General features: G+C 64.8%; 23 protein-coding genes and 5 tRNA genes. 17 read left to right on the top strand and 11 right to left on the bottom strand.

Annotation, left to right across the window (positions count from 1 at the left end; genetic code table 11):
• Positions 1 to 26: 26 nt before the first annotated feature.
• The gene (locus tag BLS40_RS06125; RefSeq protein ID WP_092150101.1) at positions 27 to 224 is read right to left on the bottom strand and encodes a DUF3073 domain-containing protein; all 198 of its coding nucleotides are present in this window, start codon (positions 222 to 224) and stop codon (positions 27 to 29) included.
• 147 nt (positions 225 to 371) lie between these two features.
• Positions 372 to 1,472, bottom strand: coding sequence for a CAF17-like 4Fe-4S cluster assembly/insertion protein YgfZ (ygfZ, locus tag BLS40_RS06120; protein ID WP_092150098.1), 1,101 nt, complete (start codon positions 1,470 to 1,472; stop codon positions 372 to 374).
• A 31-nt stretch (positions 1,473 to 1,503) separates the two neighbouring features.
• On the opposite strand from ygfZ, the gene BLS40_RS06115 reads away from it, so the two are divergent.
• Entirely contained in the window at positions 1,504 to 2,424 is a 921-nt protein-coding gene (locus BLS40_RS06115) for an aminodeoxychorismate lyase (RefSeq protein ID WP_092150095.1), read from the top strand.
• Between the two features lie 14 nt (positions 2,425 to 2,438).
• Here BLS40_RS06115 and BLS40_RS06110 read toward each other — a convergent pair whose 3' ends face one another.
• Both BLS40_RS06110 and BLS40_RS06105 read right to left on the bottom strand, forming a co-directional pair.
• Positions 2,439 to 3,104, bottom strand: coding sequence for an FABP family protein (locus tag BLS40_RS06110; RefSeq protein ID WP_092150092.1), 666 nt, complete (start codon positions 3,102 to 3,104; stop codon positions 2,439 to 2,441).
• A gap of 21 nt (positions 3,105 to 3,125) precedes the next feature.
• Positions 3,126 to 3,893: an LmeA family phospholipid-binding protein gene (locus BLS40_RS06105; protein ID WP_231908398.1), complete on the bottom strand. Its 768-nt coding sequence runs from the start codon at positions 3,891 to 3,893 to the stop codon at positions 3,126 to 3,128.
• Positions 3,894 to 3,927: 34 nt separating this feature from the next.
• Here BLS40_RS06105 and mshD point away from each other — a divergent pair, with 34 nt between their 5' ends.
• Together mshD and pstS are read left to right on the top strand one after the other, a co-directional pair.
• Positions 3,928 to 4,875, top strand: coding sequence for a mycothiol synthase (mshD, locus tag BLS40_RS06100; RefSeq protein ID WP_092150086.1), 948 nt, complete (start codon positions 3,928 to 3,930; stop codon positions 4,873 to 4,875).
• A 166-nt stretch (positions 4,876 to 5,041) separates the two neighbouring features.
• Positions 5,042 to 6,181, top strand: coding sequence for a phosphate ABC transporter substrate-binding protein PstS (gene pstS / locus BLS40_RS06095; RefSeq protein WP_092150083.1), 1,140 nt, complete (start codon positions 5,042 to 5,044; stop codon positions 6,179 to 6,181).
• A gap of 141 nt (positions 6,182 to 6,322) precedes the next feature.
• Here pstS and BLS40_RS06090 read toward each other — a convergent pair whose 3' ends face one another.
• Positions 6,323 to 7,504 (bottom strand): IS1249 family transposase, encoded by a 1,182-nt coding sequence (locus BLS40_RS06090; RefSeq protein ID WP_092148108.1) that lies wholly within the window; start codon positions 7,502 to 7,504, stop codon positions 6,323 to 6,325.
• Between BLS40_RS06090 and BLS40_RS11070 the strand changes: the two genes are divergently transcribed.
• The 4 genes from BLS40_RS11070 to pstB all read left to right on the top strand — a co-directional run bounded on the left by BLS40_RS11070 (position 7,389) and on the right by pstB (position 10,655).
• Positions 7,389 to 7,661 (top strand): hypothetical protein, encoded by a 273-nt coding sequence (locus tag BLS40_RS11070; RefSeq protein ID WP_172807979.1) that lies wholly within the window; start codon positions 7,389 to 7,391, stop codon positions 7,659 to 7,661. The genes BLS40_RS06090 and BLS40_RS11070 overlap by 116 nt on opposite strands.
• A 90-nt stretch (positions 7,662 to 7,751) precedes the next feature.
• Positions 7,752 to 8,849, top strand: a complete 1,098-nt coding sequence (pstC, locus tag BLS40_RS06085) for a phosphate ABC transporter permease subunit PstC (protein ID WP_092150080.1) — start codon at positions 7,752 to 7,754, stop codon at positions 8,847 to 8,849.
• 15 nt (positions 8,850 to 8,864) lie between these two features.
• Entirely contained in the window at positions 8,865 to 9,839 is a 975-nt protein-coding gene (gene pstA / locus BLS40_RS06080) for a phosphate ABC transporter permease PstA (protein WP_197672612.1), read from the top strand.
• A gap of 42 nt (positions 9,840 to 9,881) precedes the next feature.
• The gene (pstB, locus tag BLS40_RS06075) at positions 9,882 to 10,655 is read left to right on the top strand and encodes a phosphate ABC transporter ATP-binding protein PstB (RefSeq protein ID WP_092150077.1); all 774 of its coding nucleotides are present in this window, start codon (positions 9,882 to 9,884) and stop codon (positions 10,653 to 10,655) included.
• A gap of 54 nt (positions 10,656 to 10,709) precedes the next feature.
• Here the strand turns inward: pstB and BLS40_RS06070 are convergent, their stop codons facing one another.
• Together BLS40_RS06070 and dusB are read right to left on the bottom strand one after the other, a co-directional pair.
• Positions 10,710 to 11,447, bottom strand: coding sequence for a phosphate signaling complex PhoU family protein (locus BLS40_RS06070; RefSeq protein ID WP_092150074.1), 738 nt, complete (start codon positions 11,445 to 11,447; stop codon positions 10,710 to 10,712).
• Positions 11,448 to 11,483: 36 nt separating this feature from the next.
• On the bottom strand, positions 11,484 to 12,680 hold the full coding sequence (gene dusB / locus BLS40_RS06065; RefSeq protein ID WP_231908397.1) for a tRNA dihydrouridine synthase DusB: 1,197 nt from the start codon (positions 12,678 to 12,680) through the stop codon (positions 11,484 to 11,486).
• 189 nt (positions 12,681 to 12,869) lie between these two features.
• Here dusB and BLS40_RS06060 point away from each other — a divergent pair, with 189 nt between their 5' ends.
• The 3 genes from BLS40_RS06060 (at position 12,870) to BLS40_RS06050 (ending at position 14,994) form a co-directional block, all read left to right on the top strand.
• Complete coding sequence (locus tag BLS40_RS06060; protein WP_092150068.1) at positions 12,870 to 14,378, top strand: acetyl-CoA hydrolase/transferase family protein; 1,509 nt, start codon at positions 12,870 to 12,872, stop codon at positions 14,376 to 14,378.
• A 107-nt stretch (positions 14,379 to 14,485) separates the two neighbouring features.
• Positions 14,486 to 14,558: transfer RNA gene (locus tag BLS40_RS06055), tRNA-Lys, on the top strand.
• Between the two features lie 22 nt (positions 14,559 to 14,580).
• Positions 14,581 to 14,994 carry a YccF domain-containing protein gene (locus BLS40_RS06050; protein ID WP_092150065.1) on the top strand — a complete coding sequence of 138 codons (414 nt, stop codon included), beginning with the start codon at positions 14,581 to 14,583 and terminating at the stop codon, positions 14,992 to 14,994.
• On the opposite strand, the gene BLS40_RS06045 is transcribed toward BLS40_RS06050, so the two are convergent.
• Both BLS40_RS06045 and BLS40_RS06040 read right to left on the bottom strand, forming a co-directional pair.
• On the bottom strand, positions 14,991 to 15,575 hold the full coding sequence (locus BLS40_RS06045; protein WP_092150062.1) for a CG0192 family protein: 585 nt from the start codon (positions 15,573 to 15,575) through the stop codon (positions 14,991 to 14,993). The two genes, BLS40_RS06050 and BLS40_RS06045, sit on opposite strands and share 4 nt — an antisense overlap.
• Positions 15,575 to 15,874 (bottom strand): metal-sensitive transcriptional regulator, encoded by a 300-nt coding sequence (locus tag BLS40_RS06040; RefSeq protein ID WP_092150059.1) that lies wholly within the window; start codon positions 15,872 to 15,874, stop codon positions 15,575 to 15,577. Before BLS40_RS06040 ends, BLS40_RS06045 begins: the two co-directional genes overlap by 1 nt.
• Before the next feature lie 71 nt (positions 15,875 to 15,945).
• On the opposite strand from BLS40_RS06040, the gene BLS40_RS06035 reads away from it, so the two are divergent.
• The 5 genes from BLS40_RS06035 (at position 15,946) to BLS40_RS06015 (ending at position 16,872) form a co-directional block, all read left to right on the top strand.
• Positions 15,946 to 16,018: transfer RNA gene (locus BLS40_RS06035), tRNA-Glu, on the top strand.
• Between the two features lie 29 nt (positions 16,019 to 16,047).
• Positions 16,048 to 16,121: transfer RNA gene (locus tag BLS40_RS06030), tRNA-Asp, on the top strand.
• A gap of 177 nt (positions 16,122 to 16,298) precedes the next feature.
• Positions 16,299 to 16,372, top strand: a tRNA-Asp gene (locus BLS40_RS06025).
• Between the two features lie 29 nt (positions 16,373 to 16,401).
• Positions 16,402 to 16,474, top strand: a tRNA-Phe gene (locus BLS40_RS06020).
• Between the two features lie 101 nt (positions 16,475 to 16,575).
• Entirely contained in the window at positions 16,576 to 16,872 is a 297-nt protein-coding gene (locus BLS40_RS06015; protein WP_092150056.1) for a GNAT family N-acetyltransferase, read from the top strand.
• 11 nt (positions 16,873 to 16,883) lie between these two features.
• Here the strand turns inward: BLS40_RS06015 and epsC are convergent, their stop codons facing one another.
• Positions 16,884 to 17,483 (bottom strand): serine O-acetyltransferase EpsC, encoded by a 600-nt coding sequence (gene epsC / locus BLS40_RS06010; protein WP_092150052.1) that lies wholly within the window; start codon positions 17,481 to 17,483, stop codon positions 16,884 to 16,886.
• A gap of 105 nt (positions 17,484 to 17,588) precedes the next feature.
• Positions 17,589 to 18,524: a cysteine synthase A gene (gene cysK / locus BLS40_RS06005; protein WP_092150049.1), complete on the bottom strand. Its 936-nt coding sequence runs from the start codon at positions 18,522 to 18,524 to the stop codon at positions 17,589 to 17,591.
• A gap of 279 nt (positions 18,525 to 18,803) precedes the next feature.
• Between cysK and ramA the strand changes: the two genes are divergently transcribed.
• Positions 18,804 to 19,643, top strand: coding sequence for an acetate metabolism transcriptional regulator RamA (ramA, locus tag BLS40_RS06000; protein WP_092150046.1), 840 nt, complete (start codon positions 18,804 to 18,806; stop codon positions 19,641 to 19,643).
• 23 nt (positions 19,644 to 19,666) lie between these two features.
• The gene (gene murA, locus BLS40_RS05995) at positions 19,667 to 20,926 is read left to right on the top strand and encodes a UDP-N-acetylglucosamine 1-carboxyvinyltransferase (RefSeq protein ID WP_092152202.1); all 1,260 of its coding nucleotides are present in this window, start codon (positions 19,667 to 19,669) and stop codon (positions 20,924 to 20,926) included.
• Positions 20,927 to 21,405 lie beyond the last annotated feature (479 nt).

Below are 21,405 nucleotides of genomic sequence, written 5' to 3'. Positions count from 1 at the left end.
CGGGTGCATGCGTGCTTACGGGGAGATTAGCGTTTACGCTCCGCGTCCCAGTCGGAGTACTCCTTGTACAGGTCATCCATGTCATCGTCTGCATCGCTGAAGCCGCGCGTCGGGGCCTGGCCCGAGAGTTCGCGCTGGAGCGAATCCAGATCCATGTCAGGAGTGTGGTACTTAAGCTGGCGAGCAACCTTGGTCTGCTTTGCTTTGGCGCGTCCGCGACCCATGGCGTGACCCCCTTGAGGTGGTTCTGTGGGTGGCCCGTACAACACGGGCGACCTCTCATCGTCGTATCAGAATAGTCCTGTGGGACACTATAGCCTGTCGCGCGCCAAAATTCTTAACCGCCCGTTAACCTGCACTAATAGGTCAAACTATTCGCCGCCTCTCAACCTTTCGACTGCCCTCCGTCCGGCCTTCTCCCCTTCGTCCAGGGGGAGAGAATCGGGGTCGACGGTTGCCGCGACGGGCGCGGGCCCCTCGATCGTGAGGTCGCCGCCGTCGAGGGCGGAGCGCTTGATGAGCGCGAGCGCGATCGGGCCGTAATCGGCGTCGTGCACGACAGTGCCGAGCCTCCCCGCCCGACGCCCCGCAAGGGTGACGTCGGCCCCGGGAACCGGGTCCACCGGGGCGGAGCCGTCGAGTTGCAGCATGACGAGCAGCCGGGGGGAGCGCCCGAGGTTTTCCACGCGCGCCACGGTTTCCTGGCCGCGGTAGCAGCCCTTGTCCAGGTGCACCGCGGCGACCCGCCCACCACGGTTGATTAGGGCCGGGGCCTCATGGGGGATCGACTTGCCGTCCAAATCCGCACGCAACTCCGGCTCTCCAGCCTTGACCCGTTTGGCGGTAAACGTCATCAGCCCCGCGAGCCGGACCCCACGCTCGCGCAGCGTGTCGACGACTTCGCGCACGCGCCCCTTCTCCACCAGCAGATCGGTGCGCGGGGTGGCTCCTCCCGGCCCCCATGCGACGCTGCGGGCGGTAACCGCGCGAATGCCCTCCAGCGCCGGGGCCGGGCCCAGGATTGTCAGCACCCCGAGGTCGGGTGTCTCGATGGTCACGTCGGACCAGAAGACCATCTTGGACAAGAAATCCTCAAGCGTCCCCGCCTGGTACGCCGGGACATCCAGGTAAAAGGTGCCGTCGGAGGAGGCGACGTCCATGTGGTGGAGGATGTGCCCCTGGACGTCCAGGTCGAGGGCGGCGCCGGAGAATCCATCCGCCGCGTCCACCAGTTTCTGGGAGAGCAGGTTGTTCAGGAAGGTGGGGGCGTCCGGTCCGGCCACGGAGATCACCACGCGGTGCGTGCGGTCGACCACGACTGCCCCGCTTGCCAGCGCGCGCTGCTCCCCGAGGGGGTCGCCGTAGTGCCAGGCGACGCCGGCGGCGTCGACAAGCGAGGTGGCCGCGTCCGGCAACTCCGCCGCGCCGGCGGTGGTGAGCAGGGGAGATTGGTAGTGGCTAGCGGTTTCCATGCACAATATCTTACGTGCATAATGGGGCATCATGGCTTCCCCGCTCTTGCCCCCGCAGCCGGTGATCTACCTCGTGGAACCCTTCGGCGGTTCGATCCGCAGGCAGAACGCCAACATCGCCCACGTGTTCTGGGACGACGCGGCGGTAACGCGCGGCGACGGCATTTTTGAGACGCTGCTGATCCACGGCGGGGAGCCCGTGAACCTCGACAAACACCTCCAGCGTTTCCGCCGGTCAGCCGAGGCGCTGGATCTGCCGGACCCGGGCGTGGACCACTGGATCAAGGCCACGCGCGAGGCGGTGTCCGACTACTACCGGGAAAGAGGAGGAGCCGCGGGCGAGGACGCGGAGGCGAAGTGCGTCTGGACGATGACACGCGGCCGCGAGACCACCGGCGTTCCCACCGCGTGGCTCACCGTGCGCCCGGTGGAGGCGTCGATAATCGCGCAGCGGGCCGAGGGCGTGAAGGCCGTGACGGCGCCGCGGGGCTACTCCATCGCCAGCGGCGAGGGCGCGGCGCCGTGGCTCGCGGTCGGGGCGAAGACGCTCAACTACGCCGCGTCGATGGCCGCCCTGCGCTGGGCGCGCTCGCAGGGGGTCGACGACGTAATCTACGTCGATCATAGGGACGGCCGCGTCCTCGAGGCGACGACGTCGACCGTGGTTATCGTCCGCAAGGACAACAAGCTGCGCACCCCGGCCCCGCACGCCGACATCCTGCCTGGCACGACGCAGCAGGCGCTCTTCGACCACGCGAGCCGCCACGGCTGGCGCTGCAAAGCGAAAGACCTCTACGTCGACGACATATACGGCGCCGAGTCCGTGTGGCTCGTCAGCTCCGTGCGCAAGGCCGTGCGCGTCACCGAGCTCAACGGCCGGCCGCTGGGCGCGGGCGCTGACAAGGAGATCCCCGCGCTTGTCGACGCCGCCGTGCAGGCGCACCGGCCCTAGCAGCGCTAGCAGACCTAGCCCGCCACCCGCGTCAATTCGGCGGACATGTACGGCGTCATCTCCCCGTCCACCACGCGCTCGTCGACCCAGCCGAGGTTGTTGTTGGGCATCAGGCCGTAGAGCCGCTTGCCCGGCCCGTGCTTATCCGGGCCTGTGGCGGTGACGATGGTGGACGCGCTGGTGACCTGCCAGGCGCGCTCGTTGACGGGCTCGCCGTACAGGATCTCGACCAGCCCGCGCGAGTTGGTCAGGGTCACCTCGATCTCGTCTGCCGCTGAAATCCGCCAGAAACCGACTTCTCGCTGGTCCGGGCCCTGCGGCTCGCCGTCGGCGTCGAGGCGCCACAGCCGGGACTCGACGCGCAGGTAGTTCTCGCCGTCGTGGGAGATCACGAGCTGCTGGCCGAAGGCGTATTCGTCCCCGTTATCGTTGGCCTGGCCGTGGCCGGACCACACGCCCACAAGCGGCAGGAGTGCCAACAGGCCGTCGTGAAGCGACGGGCCCTCGCGGAGGTTGGCCGTGTCGTCGGCCAGCGGCATGGACTCGAAGCCGAGCCCGGGAATGTTGCGGTGGGCGGTGTTCTTCGACTGCTCCGCGGCCAGGTTGACGGCCTCGCTGCCGTCGATACGGCGGGCGGGGCTGCCGGCGGGGTTGGTTTCGTTGTTGGGGGTCTCGCTCATGCCCACAACCGTACCCGGAGGCTAGCCCGCCGGTGCCGAAGGCGCTGGCGGTGACAGGGGCAAAAGATCGTCGCCGCCGAGGGTGGTGTTGAGGCGCTGGCGGGAGAACTCTATTGACCCCCCGGAGAGCTGGACCAGGTCGGCGGGGCCGCCCAAGGGCAGGTCGCGGGTGTCGCGGTCCAGAGTGTAGGCCGCGAGGATCTCGTCCTCCTCGCCCTCGGGGGTGTCGACCAGAAGGCTTGGGCGCATGGAGAAGATGCCGTCGGTCAGCCGCAGCGTGACCACGACGGTGCTGGGTGAGTCCGTGCCGGGCACAGTCCCCCTAAGCTGGGCTTCGCTGGCGGGCCCGCCGCCGGGCGAGATGTCGTAGGGGTGGGAGATGTCCAAGTCGGTCATCCCGAGCAGGGCGCCGAACGCGACACCGTCGAGCCGGACGTTGCGCCGCACCATGGACGCGCGGGACCCGGAGAAGTCGCCGGCGGCGGCGCGCTCGGGCGCGACCTTCACCTCGAATGCCTCGGCGCTCGCGTTGACTACGCCCAGCCCGTCAACTTCGGCGTCGAGCGCGGAGACGCTCACGCGGGGGACTTTCCCTGTCACGGCGACCTGGGCGAAGGGGAAGCCGGCGATGTAGGCGCCGGGGACGGCGGACAGGCGCGCGTCCCCTCCCGCGGATGCAGCCAGGGCGCGCTCGGCGTTGGCGGCGGCCGCGGTGTCCGCCGCGAGAGCCGCTGCCGCCAGCGCGGCGACTACAACGCTGCCTGCCGCCCATCGCCGGCTCCCGCTCAACCTCATACTCCTATTAATACCGTAACCTGGCGACATGACGAATCGCATCACAGAGGTAAAGCTCCCCGGCGACACGGTCCGCGGCATGCTGGAGCGGGTCCAGGCGAACGACGGGGTCGAGGCGTTCTCCGAACAGTTTCTCGCAGGGCTTGACGACGCCCGCCTGGCGCACACCCACTTCGCCTACCGCTCCGGTGACGGTGACGGCGACGGTGACGGTGACGGTAGCGTGCTCGGCCTCGCGTCGCTGGCCCCCGACGGCTCCGCGGAGTTAGCGGTGGATCCGGATCACCGGGGCGGCGGGATCGGAACCGCCCTGGTGGGCGCCGTCCTCGAGCGCAGGGATGACGCGGGGCTGTGGGCGCACGGAAACCTGCCGGCCGCGCGCGCGTTGGCGGCGGAGCTCGGCTTCGTCGTCGTCCGGGAGCTCCTCGTGATGAGCGTCGACGGCGACGCGCTGCGCGGCGCCGCGGAGGTACCGGAGCTGCCGGAGGGTTACACCGCGACGAACTACACGGAGGCCACCCGGCGCTGGGGCCGCGCCGACGTGGAGCGGGCGTGGCTCAAGGCGAACAACGACGCATTCTCCTGGCACCCCGAGCAGGGGGGATGGGACGAGGCTCGGCTGCACGCCGGGATGGAGGCGGAGTGGTTCGACCCGGACGGGGTGTTGCTGCTGTACCACGGCGAAGAGCTGGCGGGATTCCACTGGACGAAGGTCCACCCGGATGGAACGGGCGAGGTGTACGTGGTGGGGCTGGACTCGGGTTACCGGCGCAAGGGGCTCGGGGACCCGCTGGTGAGAATCGGTCTCGCACACCTCGTGCGCCGCGGAGCCCAGCAGGTCAAACTGTATGTAGAGGCCGACAACGAACCTGCGGTAGCGAGGTACGAAGCGCTGGGGTTTCACACTGCCGAGAGCCACGTTGTGTACCAAAAACCGGGCGCGACTAGGGAAGATGTGAAAACCATCAAAAGTTAACCTACTGTTCACCGGTCGGGTCACCGGGGATTAACCGTTGACACGTACCTTAGTCAACTGTGAGTAATCGGATGAAGTCTGCCTGAATTCATTCAGGCCGATCTCATTATCCACCAGGATCCGATGCTCGGACTTCTAATCTGAATTCGCACCGGAAAGGTACCCCGTGATTCGCAACTTTAAGCGCACCGCCGCCATCGTCGGTGTCGTCGCAGCATCCTCCGCAACCCTCGTCGCTTGCGGTGACTCCAACGACTCTGCTTCCACCGGCACCACTGTCGCTGAGACCTCCACCGAGACCAACACCGCTACGGCTTCCGAGTCTGCTTCCGGTGCTGAGCTGACCGGCACCACCGGCCAGCTCGTCGCGGAGGGCGCCACCTCGCAGCAGAACGCCATGGATTACTTCGGCGCTCGCTACTCCGAGGCCGTTCCGGGCGCTAACCTCGCCTACAACGCAACCGGCTCCGGCGCCGGCATTAAGAACTTCATCGGCAACCAGGCCGCTTTCGCCGGCTCTGACTCCCCGCTGAAGGAAGAGGAAGTTCAGCCGGCCGCTGACCGCTGCGGCGGCAACGAGGCATGGCACCTGCCGATGGTCATCGGCCCGGTCGCTGTCGCCTACAACCTCGACGGTGTGGACGACCTCAACCTGACCGTCGACAACATCGTCGACATCTTCCAGGGCAACATCACCACCTGGAACGACCCGGCCATCGCCGAGGCTAACCCGGACACCGAGCTGCCGGACGAGAGCATCTCCGTGATCTACCGCTCCGACGAGTCGGGTACCTCCGACAACTTCCAGAAGTTCCTCGCCGCCGCCTCCGACGGCAAGTGGGAGGGCAAGGGTAAGGCGTTCCCGCAGGAGGTGGGCGCCGGCGCTAACGGCTCCACCGGTGTCGCCGAGCAGGTCAACGCCATCCCGGGTGCTATCACCTACGTCGAGGCCGGCTTCGCTGAGAACGCAGCCCACATCGACTTCGGCAACGGCCCGGTCGAGCTGTCCGACGAGACCGTCGGCAAGGCTCTGGACGGCATGGAGTTCAAGACCGAGGGCCACAACATGGTCGTCGACTCCGAGAAGCTGTTCTCCTCCAACGAGGCTGACTCCTACCCGCTGGTTCTGACCACCTACGAGATCGTCTGCTCCAAGGGCTACGACGATCAGACCCGCGACATGGTCAAGGACTTCCTGAACGTCGCGCTCGACTCCCAGGATGACGAGCTCGCCGCTGAGGGCTTCATCCCGGTCTCCGGTACCCACGCTGAGCGTCTGCGCGAGGCAGTCAACGCCATCAGCTAACATGCTGTCGTTATTCCCTCGGGAACACCTTGCCCCCCCGCCCGGTTCGCGCCGATTGGGGGGGCAAACCCATATATGGGCCCGGTTAACACGACAGGGTTAAACGACAAAATGTGTGTCTGTTGTCGGCGTGTCGCGGGGTTAGATGTGGCCTTTTTGGATGCCGATTGAGTGTGTGTAGTTGGTGTCGATAGCGTTGTCGTAGAGGGCTGGTCGTCCGGTTTCGTGGTCGGCGTGGTTCTCGTTGTGGGTCAGGGTGGATACTTTGGCGAGTTGGTCCTGGCCCCAGTTGGACTGCCTGGCGATCTCAACAGGATCGTCAGGCAGTTCCGTTTGCAGATACAGCCACCACTCCAGCATCCGACGCTGATGCTCCCCGGATCGTCCGCGGTGGGTGCGGGTCAGCAGTTTCAGTTGGGCGTTGATGCCGCCTTCAAGGCTGTTGGTGGTGGATTTGATCCGGTTGGCATCGAGGACACCGTCGGGTGGTTCGAGGTAGACGAACAGTAGGTTGTTTCGCCACAGGTGGTTGAGGCTGTTGTAGGCCTTGCGGGTGCGTTCATGCGTCCATGACCAGGTGCGTTGCCGTGTCGCCGGGTCGGTTGTCCACGTTTTCTGGTTCATCCAGTCGCGGTAGACGTTGCCGTATTCGTGTAGCTGCGCACCCCACGCGGCCGCCTCGTCAAGATCGGTGATCTTCGTGAGGTTGAGCGCGAGCTGGTAGATCGCTCGTCCTGCATCGGTGCGTGGGCGTGAGGTGGTGTGTCGGCGTACCACGCGTTGGGCGTGGACGAGGCAGCGCTGCACTTTCGTTGTGGGCCAGCATGTCTTGATTGCGCTGGCAGCGCCTTGGCCGCCGTCGATGACAGCGATCAGGGGCGCGGGGATACGTTCGAGGAGCTTTTGGTAGTCGCCGGTGGTCTCACGTGTGCACCAGTGCCAGGCGATGACGTGATCCAAGGTGGCGGCTACGATGAGACACCCGCCGGCGGTGTAGGTGCCGTCGATGAAGACCTGGTCGTAGACCCGGCCTTCGTGCCCGATCGTGGGATCGGGGACATCAACTAGCCAGAAGTATTCAAACCGGCGTTGCAGGGTACGCGGATGACACCCTGCTTCGGCAGCAGCGGTTCTCAAGCTCGCACCGGTCGTGAGGTGGGCGATAAATGCTGCGAAGGCTGCGGAGTTGGTGATATCGGGGCGCTGCTTGGTGGTGGAAGCGCCGCAGATTTTGCACCGCCACCGGGTGCGGTTGGCGGAGGTCTTCCCGTTGCGTTTCGTCTCGCCGCCGCACACCTGGCATCGGGGTTGGTTCTTCGGCATTGATCAAGCCAACACCGGCGCCTACCACACGCTGCTGTCACACCCCAATATTTCGCCGCCCTGGGACGGATATAAGCTCCAAGATCATATACTTTCCGGATTACCGCTGATCAACCCAAACAAATCGATGAATCCGGACACACATTTTGTCGTTTAACCCACACGACATGTGTAAAGCGTGTCCAAAAGGTTTTATTGGTGAGGGATACTTCTCCATTATGATATTTCAATTAAAGGATTCGTGAACATGGCTGACAACGAACTGCCTGCTACCGAGCATGACGACCGCGGCGCTGGACCCGCCACCAAGTCTGAGCCCGTCATCCCGGGGTCCACGGGCACCCCTGTGTCCAAGGGCCAGGATCCGGCGACGGAAGGCACCCCGGTTGCCGGGCGTGTGTCCACCGGCGCTGGCGTGATCCGCCCGGGCGACCGCATTTTCCAGTTCTTCTCCACCGCATCCGCGGCTCTGATCACCATCATCATCGCGGCCATCGGCCTCTTCCTTCTGCTCCAGGCCATCCCCCCGCTGGCCCGGAATGAGGGTGGCCTGATCGGCTTCTTCACCTACAGGGGTCCGTGGCAGACCGCGAACCTGGACGCGATGCAGTTCGGCATCCCGAACCTGTTCTTCTCCACGGTGACGATCTCGCTGATCGCCCTGATCCTCGCCATGCCGGTCGCACTCGGCATCGCGCTGTTCCTGTCCAACTACGCACCGAAGAACCTGGTGCGGCCGCTGGGAACGCTTGTCGACATGCTCGCGGCCGTGCCGTCGATCGTGTACGGCCTCTGGGGTGCTCAGGTGCTTGGCCCCTTCTTGGGACGCTTCTACAACTGGATCCACTCCTGGGCGGGCGATTTCTTCCTCTTTGCCGTGTACCCCAACACGCCCTCCTACTACACGGGGCGCAACATGCTCACCGGCGGCATCGTGCTGGCGATCATGATTCTGCCGGTCATCGCCGCCACCGCGCGCGAGGTGTTTGTCCAGACGCCTCCCGGCCAGATCGAGGCCGCCCTCGCCCTCGGCGCCACCCGGTGGGAAGTCATCCGCATGACGGTGATTCCGTTCGGCATGTCCGGCTACATCGCCGGCTCCATGCTCGGCCTGGGCCGCGCGCTCGGTGAGACGATGGCGCTCTACATGGTGGTCTCGCCGTCGCCGCTGTACCGCGGCTCGCTTTTCGACGGCGGTTCGACGTTTGCAACCCATATCGCGAACGCCTCCGCCGAGTTCAACAACCCGACCAGTGCCGGCGCGTACATTGCCGCAGGTTTGGTGCTGTTCGTCTTGACCTTTGTCGTCAACTCGATCGCCCGCGCGATCGTCAACAAGAAATAGGAGGCAGAGACCACAATGAGTACCGCAGTACCAAACAACGGCTCTAGCCGGAACTCCACGGCAACCGCAGTCCGCCCCGGCGGATCCGCAGATGAGGCGGCCAACAGCAACACGAGCCCCTTCTCCGACATCTCCAGCAGCCGCAAGACCACCAACACCGTCATGGGTCTGCTGATGTGGGCGTGCATGCTGATCGCGCTGATCCCGCTGCTCTGGCTGCTGTTCACCGTGCTCTCCCGCGGCGCTGGTGCCGTGTTTGACGCCAGCTGGTGGACCGAGGACATGCTCGGTGTCCGCAACCGAAGCGAAGGCGGTGGCGCGCTCCACGCGATCGCCGGCACCATCATGCAGACGCTGGTCGCGTCCATCTTCTCCATCCCGGTGGGCATCTTCACCGCGATCTACCTGGTGGAGTATTCCAACGGCAACCGCCTGGGCAAACTGACCACCTTCATGGTCGATATCCTCTCCGGCGTGCCCTCGATCGTCGCCGCGCTGTTCATCTACGCCCTCTGGATCACGGTCCTGGGCCAGCAGCGCTCAGGTTTCGCTGTGTCCCTGGCGCTCATCCTGCTCATGGTTCCCATCGTCGTCCGCAACACGGAGGAGATGCTCCGGGTCGTGCCCATGGACCTGCGCGAGGCGTCCTACGCCCTGGGCGTGCCCAAGTGGAAGACGATCGCCCGCATCGTGCTGCCGACTGCCCTTTCCGGCATCGTCACCGGCGTCATGCTCGCCATCGCCCGCGTCATGGGCGAGTCCGCCCCGGTGCTGATCCTCGTCGGCTCGACCCCGGTGACCAACTGGCTCGGCATGTTCGATCAGCCGCAGTCCTCTCTGCCGCTGTTCATGCTCGACATGTGGAAGTCCGGCGCCACGGGCCCCGCGAACGACCGTCTGTGGGGCGCAGCGCTCACACTCGTCCTCATGGTTGTCGCCCTCAACCTCGTCGCTCGCTTCATCGCGTCCAAGTTCTCGGTGAAGAAGTAACCACGTCGCCAACCCGAATCCACTACATCCAGGAGAAATCTGATGTCTAAGCTCGTCCTCAACGACGTCAACATCTACTACGGCGACTTCCACGCCGTGCAGAACGTCAACATGAACATCCCCGCCCAGGCCGTGACCGCCTTCATCGGCCCGTCCGGCTGCGGCAAGTCCACCGTGCTGCGCACCCTCAACCGCATGCACGAGGTCATCCCGAACGCCACCGTCGACGGTGAGATCCTGCTTGACGGCAACAACATCTACGGCAAGAACATCGACCCCGTGTCGGTGCGCAACACCGTGGGCATGGTGTTCCAAAAGGCCAACCCGTTCCCGACCATGTCCATCGAGGACAACGTCGTGGCCGGGCTGAAGCTCTCCGGCGAGCGCGACCGGAAGAAGCTGAAGGAGGTCGCGGAAGAGTCCCTGCGCGGCGCCAACCTGTGGGAAGAGGTCAAGGACCGTCTGGATAAGCCCGGCGGCGGGCTGTCCGGCGGCCAGCAGCAGCGTCTCTGCATCGCCCGCGCGATCGCGGTTCGCCCCGAGGTGCTGCTGATGGATGAGCCCTGCTCCGCCCTCGACCCGATTTCCACCCTCGCAGTGGAGGATCTGATCCACGAGCTGAAGGAGCAGTTCACCATCGTCATCGTGACGCACAACATGCAGCAGGCGGCGCGCGTGTCTGACAAGACCGCCTTCTTCTCGCTGGAAGCAACCGGTAAGCCGGGGCAGCTCATCGAGTTCAACGACACGACCACGATCTTCGAGAACCCCGAGCGCAAGGAAACCGAAGACTACATCGCCGGCCGCTTCGGCTAAACGGTCCCCCCGCGGGTATCTTGACCCCGGCCCCTCGTTTGTGGGGGCCGGGGTTTAGCCGTTCCTGCGTTGGTCGAAACGCCGGGCGATGACGGCGAAGCGCTCGTCCATGTCGAACCCGTTGCCCGAGCGGCGGTGTTCCAGGTACGCGTCGGGCTTCATCCCGGTGACGAGGAAGACGGTGCGGGCCGCGACGTTGACGCAATGGTCGGAGTAGCGCTCGAAATAGCGGCACAGCAGCGCCAGATCAACAGCCTCCCGGGCGGAGTGCTCCCACTGGCGGTTTGTGGTGAGGTTGAGGATGTAGCTGGTCATTGTGTCGACCTCATCGTCGGCGTCGCGCAACGTCACGGCCGCATCCGGGTCGGGGTCGGAGAGCAGCCCCTCCGTCTGGGACCCGAGCTCCCGGCTCAGTCTCACCAGCTCCTCCACGAGCACCACCATCGGCTCCGGGACCACCGGGCTGGGATGGCGCAGCCGCGCCAGCTTGGCAATGTGGGTGGCCAGTGCCCCCATCCGCTCGAAATCCTCCACGATGTAGATCGAGGACACGACTTGTCGCAGGTCGGAGGCCACGGGGCTCTCCAGGGCGAGCAGCTGCATGCTCCTGGTTTCGCAGCGTTGCCTGATCACGTCCAACCCGTCCGAGCTCGACAAAGCGTGCTCTGCGTGGTCAAGGCTCTGGGTCAGCAGGGCGATGGTGGCGTCGTCCATCAGTGTGCGGACGTTCTGGCACATCTCAATCAGGTCGCGCGAAAATGCATCGAGGTGCTCCCGGTAAATAGTCCGCATGGATGGCATTTTACAAGGATGGGGCAGGGCTCGGGCCTATCCGCCGTTGCTATCCACCTCGGCGCCCTCGGGCACGGTGTCGTCTTCGGGGTCGTCGAGCCAGCCATCGGGGAGCGCAACCTTGGAGGAGGACCCTTGCCGGCCGCGGGCGTCGTCGGCGTGCTCGGCCACGGCGCTCGAATCCGCGATTCCGTCCAGCAGCCGGGACAGCTGCGCGAGCGTTTCGACGCGCGCGAGGTCCTTCCGGAACTCGCCCCCGACGGGGAAGCCGCGCAGGTACCAGCCGGTATGTTTGCGGATGTCCCGGCACGCGTGCTCCTCGCCGTCGTGAAGTGCAAGTAGCTCGGCGTGGCGGTAGATGATGCGGGCGACCTCGCCGAGGGTCGGCTCAGGCGGAATCGGCTCGCCGCGCAGCTGCGCCCCGATCTGCGCGAACAGCCACGGGCGCCCGAGGCATCCGCGGCCGATCTCCACACCGTGGCAGCCGGTGGTGTCCAGCATCCTCGCTGCGTCCGCGGCGGCGAAGATATCGCCGTTGCCGATGACGGGGACCCCGGTGCCGTCCATGTGCACGACAAGTCGGGCGATCTCGGACCAGTCCGCCTGGCCCGAGTAGCGCTGGTCGGCAGTGCGGGCGTGCAGGGCGACGGCGGCCGCACCCTCCTCGGCGGCGATGCGGCCGGCGTCTAGGTGCGTGCGGTGGGCGTCGTCAATGCCGATGCGGAACTTCACCGTGATCGGAATCCCGGAGCCCTCGGCGGCGCGGACGGCGGCAGAGACGATGTTGCCGTAGAGACGCCGCTTGTACGGGATGGCGGAGCCGCCGCCCCGGCGGGTGACTTTGGGCACGGGACACCCGAAGTTCATGTCGATGTGGTCGGCGATGTCCTCCTCCACGATCATCCGCACGGCCTCGTACGTGAACTTCGGATCGACGGTGTAGAGCTGCATGGACCGCGGCTTTTCCACCTCCGCGAAGGTTGTCATGTGGAGTGTCTTCTCGTTGCGCTCGACCAGCGCTCTGGCGGTGATCATCTCGCACACGTAGAGGCCGGAGGTGGTGCCGGTGAGTTCCTGCTCAATCTCGCGGCACAGGACGCGGAAAGGCATGTTGGTCACCCCGGCCATCGGTGCGAGGAGGACGGGGGAGTCGAGGTCGTATCCCCCAATGCGGAGCCGGGTTGGTCGCGCCGGGCTCGCGGGGGCGGCCGGCGTCGAAAGTACCTGAGTCATAGTAGCCACCATTGTCCACGCGGGGGTGGCGGCAGTCCAATTATTAGGTGGTTTGTCGCGAGTTTGGAATCGTTGGCGGTGCCTATTGCTGTAAAATTTAGGCGACCAAAACAAGGGTCTGGCATCGTGACCGCACTCCCCATATGGTGGGGGTGTATACGCCAACAAACATTAGTGAGGGATTTGAGGATGAGCGATCGTATCGCCCACGCGCAGCTGCGCGACAAGGTTATGTCCGCGCAGGAGGCCGTACAGTTTGTCAACCACGGCGACAAGGTAGGCATGTCCGGCTTCACCGGAGCCGGCTACCCCAAGGCGCTGCCGGGCGCCATCGCCGAAAAGGCCACCCAGGCCCACGGCAAGGGCCAGGACTACAGCATCGACCTGTTCACCGGCGCTTCCACCGCCCCCGAGTGCGACGGCGTGCTCGCCGAGGCCGACGCGCTGCGCTACCGCATGCCGTACCAGTCCGATCCGCAGATGCGCAACAAGATCAACAGCGGCGCAATGAAGTTCCAGGATATCCACCTCTCCCATTCCGGCATGATGGTGGAGCAGGGCTTCTTCGGCGACCTGGACGTTGCCATCGTCGAGGCCGTGCGCATCACCGAGGACGGCCACATCGTCCCGTCCTCGTCCGTGGGCAACTCGGTGGAGTTCGTCAACGCCGCGAAGAAGATCATCATCGAGGTCAACTCCTGGCAGTCCGAGGAGCTCGAGGGCATGCACGACATCTGGCTCGTGCCGCCGCTGCCGAACCGCATCCCGGTCCCGATCACGAAGGCCGGCGACCGCATCGGCAGCCCCTATATCGAGATCGACCCCTCCAAGGTCGTCGCGATCGTGGAAACCGACGCCCCCGACCGCAACGCCCCCTTCAAGGCCCCCGACGAGGTGTCCGAGCAGATCGCAGGGCACTTCCTCGACTTCCTGGAGAGCGAGGTCACGGCCGGCCGCCTCACGTACGACGGCTACGTCATGCAGTCGGGCGTGGGCAACGTCCCCAACGCCGTGATGGCTGGCCTGATGGAGTCGAAGTTCGAGAACATCCAGGCCTACACCGAGGTCATCCAGGACGGCATGGTCGACCTTATCGACGCGGGCAAGATGACCGTCGCTTCCGCCACCTCCTTCTCGCTTTCGCCGGAGTACGCGGAGAAGATGAACAACGAGGCGTCGCGCTACCGCGACTCCATCATCCTGCGCCCGCAGTCCATCTCCAACCACCCCGAGGTCATCCGCCGCGTCGGTCTGATCGCCACCAACGGCATGATCGAGGCGGACATCTACGGCAACGCCAACTCGACCCACATCAACGGCTCCCGCCTCATGAACGCCCTCGGTGGCTCCGGCGACTTCACGCGCAACGCCTACATCTCCTCGTTCATCTCCCCGTCGGAGGCGAAGGGCGGAGCCATTTCCGCCATTGTGCCGTTCGTGTCGCATGTCGACCACACCGAGCACGACGCGATGGTCTTCGTCACCGAGTACGGTGTCGCCGACCTGCGCGGCCTGGCTCCCCGGGACCGCGTGGCCAAGATGATCTCCATCGCCCACCCGTCGTACCGCCCGCTGCTCGAGGAGTACGTCGAGCAGGCCGCGAAGTCGAGGTTCCAGCAGACCCCGCACGATCTGCGCCACGCGTTCGACTTCCACCTCCGCTCGCTCGAGACCGGAACCATGAAGGTCGAAGGCTAGAGCCTCCGCTTGTCGACGCCCTGCTCAACGCCGCCGGGAGCAGGGCGTTCGACGTTTCCGCGCCCGATTTCAAACCTGCGCGGCCAACCCGCTACCATGGGTACGTCGGGCCTTTAGCTCAGTTGGTAGAGCTACGGACTTTTAATCCGCAGGTCCCGGGTTCGAGCCCCGGAGGGCCCACAATAAGCGGTACCGTTAAGGCATGGGTCTCATACGTCTCGTCCTCAACGTCATCTGGGTTGTCACCGCCGGCATCTGGCTGTTCCTCGGCTACGTGCTCGCGGGAATCATCGCGTGCATCTTCATCGTGACCATCCCGTTCGGGTTGGCGTCCTTCCGCATCGCCGGCTACGTGCTGTGGCCGTTCGGTAGGGAAGTGGTGCAGGTCCGCTCGGGGGCGGCGAGCACGATAGGCAACGCCGTGTGGTTCGTGATCGCCGGGCTGTGGCTGGCCATCGGCCACATCGGTACCGCCGTCGTGCAGGCCGTCACGGTCATCGGCCTGCCGCTCGCCTGGGCGAACATCAAGCTCATCCCGGTAACCTGCTTCCCCTTCGGCAAGGAGATCGTCTCCACCGCCGAAGCGCGGGCCCGCGTGATTCCGATTGTGCGTTAGCGCCAGAGCTCGAGTCGGATGAGGGTGACGTTGCCCTCCTTGACCAGCGCGAGCTCGCCCTCGCCGGACTGCTGCTGGGCAACCACCCTCTTCTGCAGGCGCAGCTGAAACTTCTTCTCCTCGCCGTTGATCTCCGCCTCGCCGATGGCGGTGTAGGAGTTGTGCTCCTGGATGTCCACGTTGGTCACCGTGGCGTCGGCGTTCGTGCCGGTCCCGTACACGTCGAAAATCGGTTCGCCGAAGGAGAAGTCGGCCCCGTGCCCGCCGGTGAGAATCAGCGCGATGATCTCACGCACGGCAACGGGATCCGCCGTCAGGTACGCCACGGATCGCTCGCCCAGCTCGGAGTGGGTCAGGGGTGTGAGCTCGTCGTCAAGAGCGTGGCCCGCCTCGCGGTAGGACAGGCCGAGCTGGGCGAGATTGCCCTCGCTGTCTTCGCCCACGAGGATTTCGATGCCTACCTTGCCGTCTGGGTCGACGGCCCGGTAGGAGCCCTGCTGGTTGACAATCGGGGAGTACCGGGAAGCAATCTCGTCCTTGCTCGGGTTGAGTTCTGCGTCGTAAATCTTTGCTTCAGCCATCAGCTCTTCACCATTCTCTTGATTGCCTTCATTGCCTCCTCCACCTTAGCGTCGACGTCCCCGTTGTTGACGGCGCCGACGACGCAGTGCTTCAGGTGCTCGTCGAGAAGCGAGAGCCCGACGTTTTCCAGCGCGGAGGTGATGGCGGAGATCTGGGTGAGGATGTCGATGCAGTACTGGTCCTCCTCAATCATGCGTTGCACGCCGCGAACCTGTCCCTCGATGCGCTTGAGACGCGAGGAGTAGCGGGCTCGGTCGTGGCTGTAACCGTGGCTGTGCTCGGGCGCGGGAGTAGTCATGAACGAAACTCTACATGGCCTGCAGGTTTGTACCAGGTTCCGGTGCTGGCTTATGATGAGCGGGCTGTCTAGCCCCCATCGTCTAGAGGCCTAGGACTCCGCCCTTTCACGGCGGCAACACGGGTTCGAATCCCGTTGGGGGTACGCGGACCAAGTTCCGTACACAACTATATGGCCCTGTGGCGCAGTTGGTTAGCGCGCCGCCCTGTCACGGCGGAGGTCGCGGGTTCAAGTCCCGTCAGGGTCGCAAACGAAACGGTCAAGGTTTTCTCACGGAAGCCTTGACCGTTCCTCATTTCCCCCTAAAATCGCCCTGCACTGGCGATTTGGAGTTCATTCGGCGCTCTGTGTAGAGTTACAAATCGTGCACAATGCGGTTAAAACACCGAAAGGAACACCGCAGAAGCGCGAAAATTTCACATCTGGCCCTGTGGCGCAGTTGGTTAGCGCGCCGCCCTGTCACGGCGGAGGTCGCGGGTTCAAGTCCCGTCAGGGTCGCAGAACAGCTTTTGTTATAAAGCAGTTCTGGCCAGATAGCTCAGTCGGTAGAGCACACGCCTGAAAAGTGTGGGGTCGCCAGTTCGATCCTGGCTCTGGCCACACCACAACCCCCTTCACCGTGCGGTGGAAGGGGTTTCGTGTTATGTCGCTGGCTTTTCATTAGAGTGGTGGGACACCAATCGAATGAAAGGAACGATTCCATGTCCGATAATCAGTCCAATAACGACGTCCGTCTCAACGAGGCGCAGAGCCGCTACGAGATACTTGTCGACGGCCAGGTGGCCGGGTACACGGCGTTTAGCGAGCGCGGCGATGTGCGCGACTTTAACCACACCGTGGTCCTGCCTGAGTACCGCGGCCAGGGCCTGTCCTCGCCGCTGATCCAGGTGGCGCTGGATGAGACGCGGGAGCAGGGCAAGAAGATCATCCCCACGTGCTCGGCCGTCGCCCGCTTTCTGGCGAAGAACGAGGACTACCAGGATCTCGTGGCCCAGTAGCTAACTGGTAGCTAAATAATGTAGGAGCCGGGGTCGACGTAGGTGTCGGGGTCGACGAGATGCTTTTTCTCGTCGCTCATGCGCTTGCGGTGCTTCGCGGGCACCCCGGTGGCGATGGAGTGCGGTGGGACCGACTTGGTCACCACCGCGTTCGCACCGATGGCGGAATTTTCGCCGATCGTGATCGGGCCGAGCACCTTGGCGCCGGCGCCGATGGTGACGTTGTCCTCGATGGTGGGGTGGCGCTTCGTCTGGGTGAGCACCTGGCCGCCGAGGGTGACCCCGTGGTAGAGCATCACGCCGTCGCCAATCTCGGCGGTTTCCCCGATCACGATGCCCATTCCGTGGTCAATAAAGAAGCGCCGGCCGATGGTGGCCCCCGGGTGGATCTCGATGCCGGTGAGGAACCGGTTGAACTGGGCGAGGACGCGCGCCGGCCCCTTCCAGCCGCGCTCCCACATGAGGTGGCAGACGCGGTGAATCCAGATCGCGTGCAGCCCGGAGTAGACGATCGCGTTCTCGACGTCACCGCGCGCGGCGGGGTCGTGCAGGCGGGCGTTGTCCAGATCTTCTTTGATAGTTCGTGAGATCGTTCTCAGCACCTCAATCATGCTGTCAGAGCATATCAGCGCTGCGCAGGCCCGGCGCCAACGAACAACGCCCCCGGACTCGGCCGGAGCGGTGAGCAGGGGGCGTCGACAAGCGGGCGGCGAAAATTAATCGCGGATGTCCTCAAAAAGCGGGGTGGAGATGTAGCGCTCGCCGAAGTCGCAGACGACGAACACGATCGTCTTGCCGGCGTTCTCCGGGCGGGACGCGACCTCGAGGGCGGCCTTCAGGTTGGCGCCGGTGGAGATGCCGCCGAGGATGCCCTCCTCGCGGGCCAGCTCGCGGGAGGTTGCGAAGGCGTCCTCGTTGGACACGGTGATGATCTCGTCGAGGATCTCGCGGTTGAGGGTGCCGGGCACGAAGTTGGCGCCGAGGCCCTGGATCTTGTGCGGGCCGGCCTCGCCCTTGGACAGCAGCGGGGAGGCGGAAGGCTCAACGGCAACGAGCTTGACGTCGGGCTTCTGTTCCTTGAGGTATTTGCCGGCGCCGGAGATGGTGCCGCCGGTGCCCACGCCGGCGACGAGGATGTCGATCTCGCCGTCGGTGTCGTTCCAGATCTCCGGTCCCGTGGTGTCGTAGTGGATCTGCGGGTTGGCCTGGTTCTCGAACTGGCGGGCCAGGATGGCGTTCTCGGTCTGCTCGACGATCTCGTTGGCCTTCTCCACGGCGCCCTTCATGCCGGCGGCGCCGGGGGTCAGCTCGATCTGGGCGCCGAGGGCGCGCAGCACGACGCGGCGCTCAACGGACATGGTCTCCGGCATGGTCAAGATGACCTTGTAGCCCTTGGCCGCACCCGCGAGAGCGAGGGCGATGCCGGTGTTGCCGGAGGTTGCCTCGACGATGGTGCCGCCCGGCTTGAGCTCACCGGACTTCTCTGCGGCCTCCACGATCGCCTTGCCGATGCGGTCCTTGACGGAGTTGGCCGGGTTGTAGAACTCCAGCTTGGCCAGGACGCGTGCGCCCGTGTCCTTGGAAACGCGCTGCAGCTCAACGAGCGGCGTGCCGCCGACGAGGTCGAGTACGTTGCTTGCAATCTTTGCCATTGGTGCTCCTTGAATAATCTTCGGGGTTGTGGGCGGGTGTGAGCCCCGCTTATGTAAAGGGACACCCCACACGATACACCCGATGTCTAGACAAAGCAGTTTCTTTGAGGTGAACCGAGCGGTACAGATGCGCGCGCGGTGGGTGTCGCCGAAATTTGGTTACCCCCAAAAGTGCGATATGCTGAGCGTGGTTAAACGTCAAACCGAGGTTGGAAACCTCCCCCCCGCGGGGACACCCACAGGGGTGAACCCGCACGGGGAGGGGCCGTAAGGAATGTTATGGACGCGCAAACGGTCAGGGACGAGGACGACGCCATCCGCGCCGCTCTCACAGCGTTGAAAACAGCGACTGGCATCCCGGTGGCCATGTACGGGACGCTGCTCGCGGATAACCGGCTCCAGATTACCCAGTGGATCGGCCTGCGGACGCCGGCGCTGCAGAATCTCGTGATTGAGCCCGGCACCGGCGTCGGCGGGCGGGTCGTGACAACCCGCCGCGCCGTCGGAATTTCGGATTACACTCGCGCCAACGTCATTTCCCACGAGTACGACAAGCAGATCCAGGACGAGGGCCTGCACTCCATTGTCGCGGTGCCGGTGATTGTGCAGCGCGAGATCCGCGGCGTCCTGTACGTGGGCGTCCACTCTCCCGTGCGTCTCGGGGACAAGGTGATCGAGGAGGTCACCACCACGGCGCGGTGCCTCGAGCAGGATCTCGCGATCGGCAGCGCGCTGCGTCAGGCGGACGGCGGCAAGGGGGCGGCCAAGGTGGGCCGCATCATGAATGGCGCCGAGTGGGAGCAGGTTCGCTCCACCCATTCCAAGCTGCGCATGCTGGCTAACCGTGTGGCGGACGAGGAGCTGCGCAAGGAGCTCGAGCAGCTGTGCGACCAGATGGTCTCGCCCGTCCGGATCAAGCAGACGACAAAGCTGTCCGCGCGCGAGATCGATGTCCTCTCGTGCGTCGCGCTCGGCCACACCAACGTCGAGGCCGCGGAGGAGATGGGGATCGGCGCGGAAACCGTGAAGTCCTATCTCCGCAGCGTGATGCGCAAGCTGGGCGCGCACACACGCTACGAGGCGGTCAACGCAGCGCGCCGCATCGGCGCTCTGCCGTAGGCGGATTCTGTACGCTTGTGGGCGTGAAAGAACGTTTTCTGGTCCACGGTGGTACTCGGCTCGAGGGCGCGGTGCGTGTCGACGGTGCCAAGAACAGCGTCCTGAAACTCATGGCGGCCGCCCTGCTTGCCGAGGGCACGACCACGCTGCACAACTGCCCCGAAATACTCGACGTCCCGCTCATGCGGGACGTCCTCGTCGGTTTGGGCTGCGACGTCACCATCGACGGCTCCGTCGTAACAATCACGACCCCTGCGGCCGTTTCCCCCCACGCCGACTTCGAGGCGGTGCGCCAGTTCCGGGCGTCGGTCGCCGTGCTCGGCCCGCTCGTGGCCCGATGCAGGGAGGCCTACGTCGCGCTGCCCGGCGGCGACGCAATCGGCTCGCGCCCCCTGGACATGCATCAATCGGGGTTGGAGAAGCTGGGGGCGACAACCCACATAGAGCACGGCGCGATGGTCGCCCGGGCCGAAAAGCTCACCGGGGCAGCAATCACCCTCGACTTCCCCTCGGTGGGAGCGACCGAAAACATCGTCACCGCCGCAGTGCTTGCCGACGGCCGCACCACCCTGGACAACGCCGCCCGCGAGCCCGAAATCGTCGACCTGTGCGACATGCTCAACTCCATGGGCGCGCGGATCAGCGGGGCGGGGTCCTCCACCATCACCATCGACGGCGTGGACGCGCTGCGTCCGACGGAGCACGTGGTGGTGGGAGACCGCATCGTCGCCGGAACGTGGGCATACGCCGCCGCGATAACGCAGGGGGACATCACGGTGGGCGGGGTCGCCCCGCGCCACCTGCATCTCGCTCTGGCGAAGCTCAAGACAGCGGGCGCGGAGATCGAAACCTACGACAACGGGTTCAGGGTGCGGCAAAACAAGCGGCCCAAGGCCGTCGACTACCAGACGCTGCCGTTCCCAGGCTTTCCGACGGACCTCCAGCCGATGGCGATCGGGATTTCCGCCATCGCCGACGGAGTCTCGGTGATAACGGAGAACGTCTTCGAGGCCAGGTTCCGCTTCGTCGACGAGATGCTGCGCCTCGGCGCTGACGCCAACGTTGACGGGCACCACGTGGTGCTCCGCGGGGTGAACACGCTTTCCTCCACGGACGTGTGGGCATCGGACATCCGCGCCGGGGCGGGACTCGTTCTGGCGGGGCTCGTTGCCGAGGGGGTCACGACTGTCCACGACGTCTCCCACATCGACCGCGGCTACCCGAACTTCTTGGAGAACCTGGGGCGCCTCGGCGCCACTGTTACGCGCGAGCAACAACCCTAGCTTTTTGTGTGTTGTGCTGGGGGTTTGTGTTTGGTGGTGGGGGTGTGTAACTTTGTGTGAGTCAGCGAGACCGACAACGCCCCGCCGGATGATGTTCTGGTGAGATGGCGGACAGGAAAACTACCGCTGGTGCTTCCTTTGATTGGCTGCGATTGTTGTCGTGGTTGGTTTTGGGTGTGCGTGTGTTGTGTGAGAACTCGATAGTGTGCCAATGTACTTTTGTTTTTTGTTTGTGGTTTGTGTGGTTGTGCATTGTGGTGTGTCTGCTCATGTTCTGCGTTGTGTGGGGTGTGGGTGGGTGTGTGCCGGTTGTGGTGTCGTGAACCTTTGATGGCGGCATTGCTGGTGGTTTCACCGTGATGTGTGATTGTTTCAGATCGCATTTTTTTGCTGGCCCTGGTTTTTCCTCGTCGGATTGTGGGGTCAGTGTTTGTAGGTAATTTTAGGATTGGCCAGTTCATTGCCCTTGCTGTGTGTGG

Source organism: Corynebacterium mycetoides, from assembly GCF_900103625.1.
Taxonomy (GTDB): Bacteria; Actinomycetota; Actinomycetes; order Mycobacteriales; family Mycobacteriaceae; genus Corynebacterium; species Corynebacterium mycetoides.
The sequence above is the reverse complement of the archived record's forward strand: the minus strand, read 5'-3'. Positions and strand labels throughout refer to the sequence as shown.

Excerpts from the sequence above, each read along its gene's own strand:
- BLS40_RS06125 (WP_092150101.1), bottom strand. The coding sequence starts at position 224 with ATGGGTCGCGGACGCGCCAAAGCAAAGCAGACCAAGGTTGCTCGCCAG.
- ygfZ (WP_092150098.1), bottom strand. The coding sequence starts at position 1,472 with ATGGAAACCGCTAGCCACTACCAATCTCCCCTGCTCACCACCGCCGGC.
- BLS40_RS06115 (WP_092150095.1), top strand. The coding sequence starts at position 1,504 with ATGGCTTCCCCGCTCTTGCCCCCGCAGCCGGTGATCTACCTCGTGGAA.
- BLS40_RS06110 (WP_092150092.1), bottom strand. The coding sequence starts at position 3,104 with ATGAGCGAGACCCCCAACAACGAAACCAACCCCGCCGGCAGCCCCGCC.
- mshD (WP_092150086.1), top strand. The coding sequence starts at position 3,928 with ATGACGAATCGCATCACAGAGGTAAAGCTCCCCGGCGACACGGTCCGC.
- BLS40_RS06090 (WP_092148108.1), bottom strand. The coding sequence starts at position 7,504 with ATGCCGAAGAACCAACCCCGATGCCAGGTGTGCGGCGGCGAGACGAAA.
- pstC (WP_092150080.1), top strand. The coding sequence starts at position 7,752 with ATGGCTGACAACGAACTGCCTGCTACCGAGCATGACGACCGCGGCGCT.
- pstA (WP_197672612.1), top strand. The coding sequence starts at position 8,865 with ATGAGTACCGCAGTACCAAACAACGGCTCTAGCCGGAACTCCACGGCA.
- pstB (WP_092150077.1), top strand. The coding sequence starts at position 9,882 with ATGTCTAAGCTCGTCCTCAACGACGTCAACATCTACTACGGCGACTTC.
- BLS40_RS06070 (WP_092150074.1), bottom strand. The coding sequence starts at position 11,447 with ATGCGGACTATTTACCGGGAGCACCTCGATGCATTTTCGCGCGACCTG.
- dusB (WP_231908397.1), bottom strand. The coding sequence starts at position 12,680 with ATGACTCAGGTACTTTCGACGCCGGCCGCCCCCGCGAGCCCGGCGCGA.
- BLS40_RS06060 (WP_092150068.1), top strand. The coding sequence starts at position 12,870 with ATGAGCGATCGTATCGCCCACGCGCAGCTGCGCGACAAGGTTATGTCC.
- BLS40_RS06050 (WP_092150065.1), top strand. The coding sequence starts at position 14,581 with ATGGGTCTCATACGTCTCGTCCTCAACGTCATCTGGGTTGTCACCGCC.
- BLS40_RS06045 (WP_092150062.1), bottom strand. The coding sequence starts at position 15,575 with ATGGCTGAAGCAAAGATTTACGACGCAGAACTCAACCCGAGCAAGGAC.
- BLS40_RS06040 (WP_092150059.1), bottom strand. The coding sequence starts at position 15,874 with ATGACTACTCCCGCGCCCGAGCACAGCCACGGTTACAGCCACGACCGA.
- BLS40_RS06015 (WP_092150056.1), top strand. The coding sequence starts at position 16,576 with ATGTCCGATAATCAGTCCAATAACGACGTCCGTCTCAACGAGGCGCAG.
- epsC (WP_092150052.1), bottom strand. The coding sequence starts at position 17,483 with ATGATTGAGGTGCTGAGAACGATCTCACGAACTATCAAAGAAGATCTG.
- cysK (WP_092150049.1), bottom strand. The coding sequence starts at position 18,524 with ATGGCAAAGATTGCAAGCAACGTACTCGACCTCGTCGGCGGCACGCCG.
- ramA (WP_092150046.1), top strand. The coding sequence starts at position 18,804 with ATGGACGCGCAAACGGTCAGGGACGAGGACGACGCCATCCGCGCCGCT.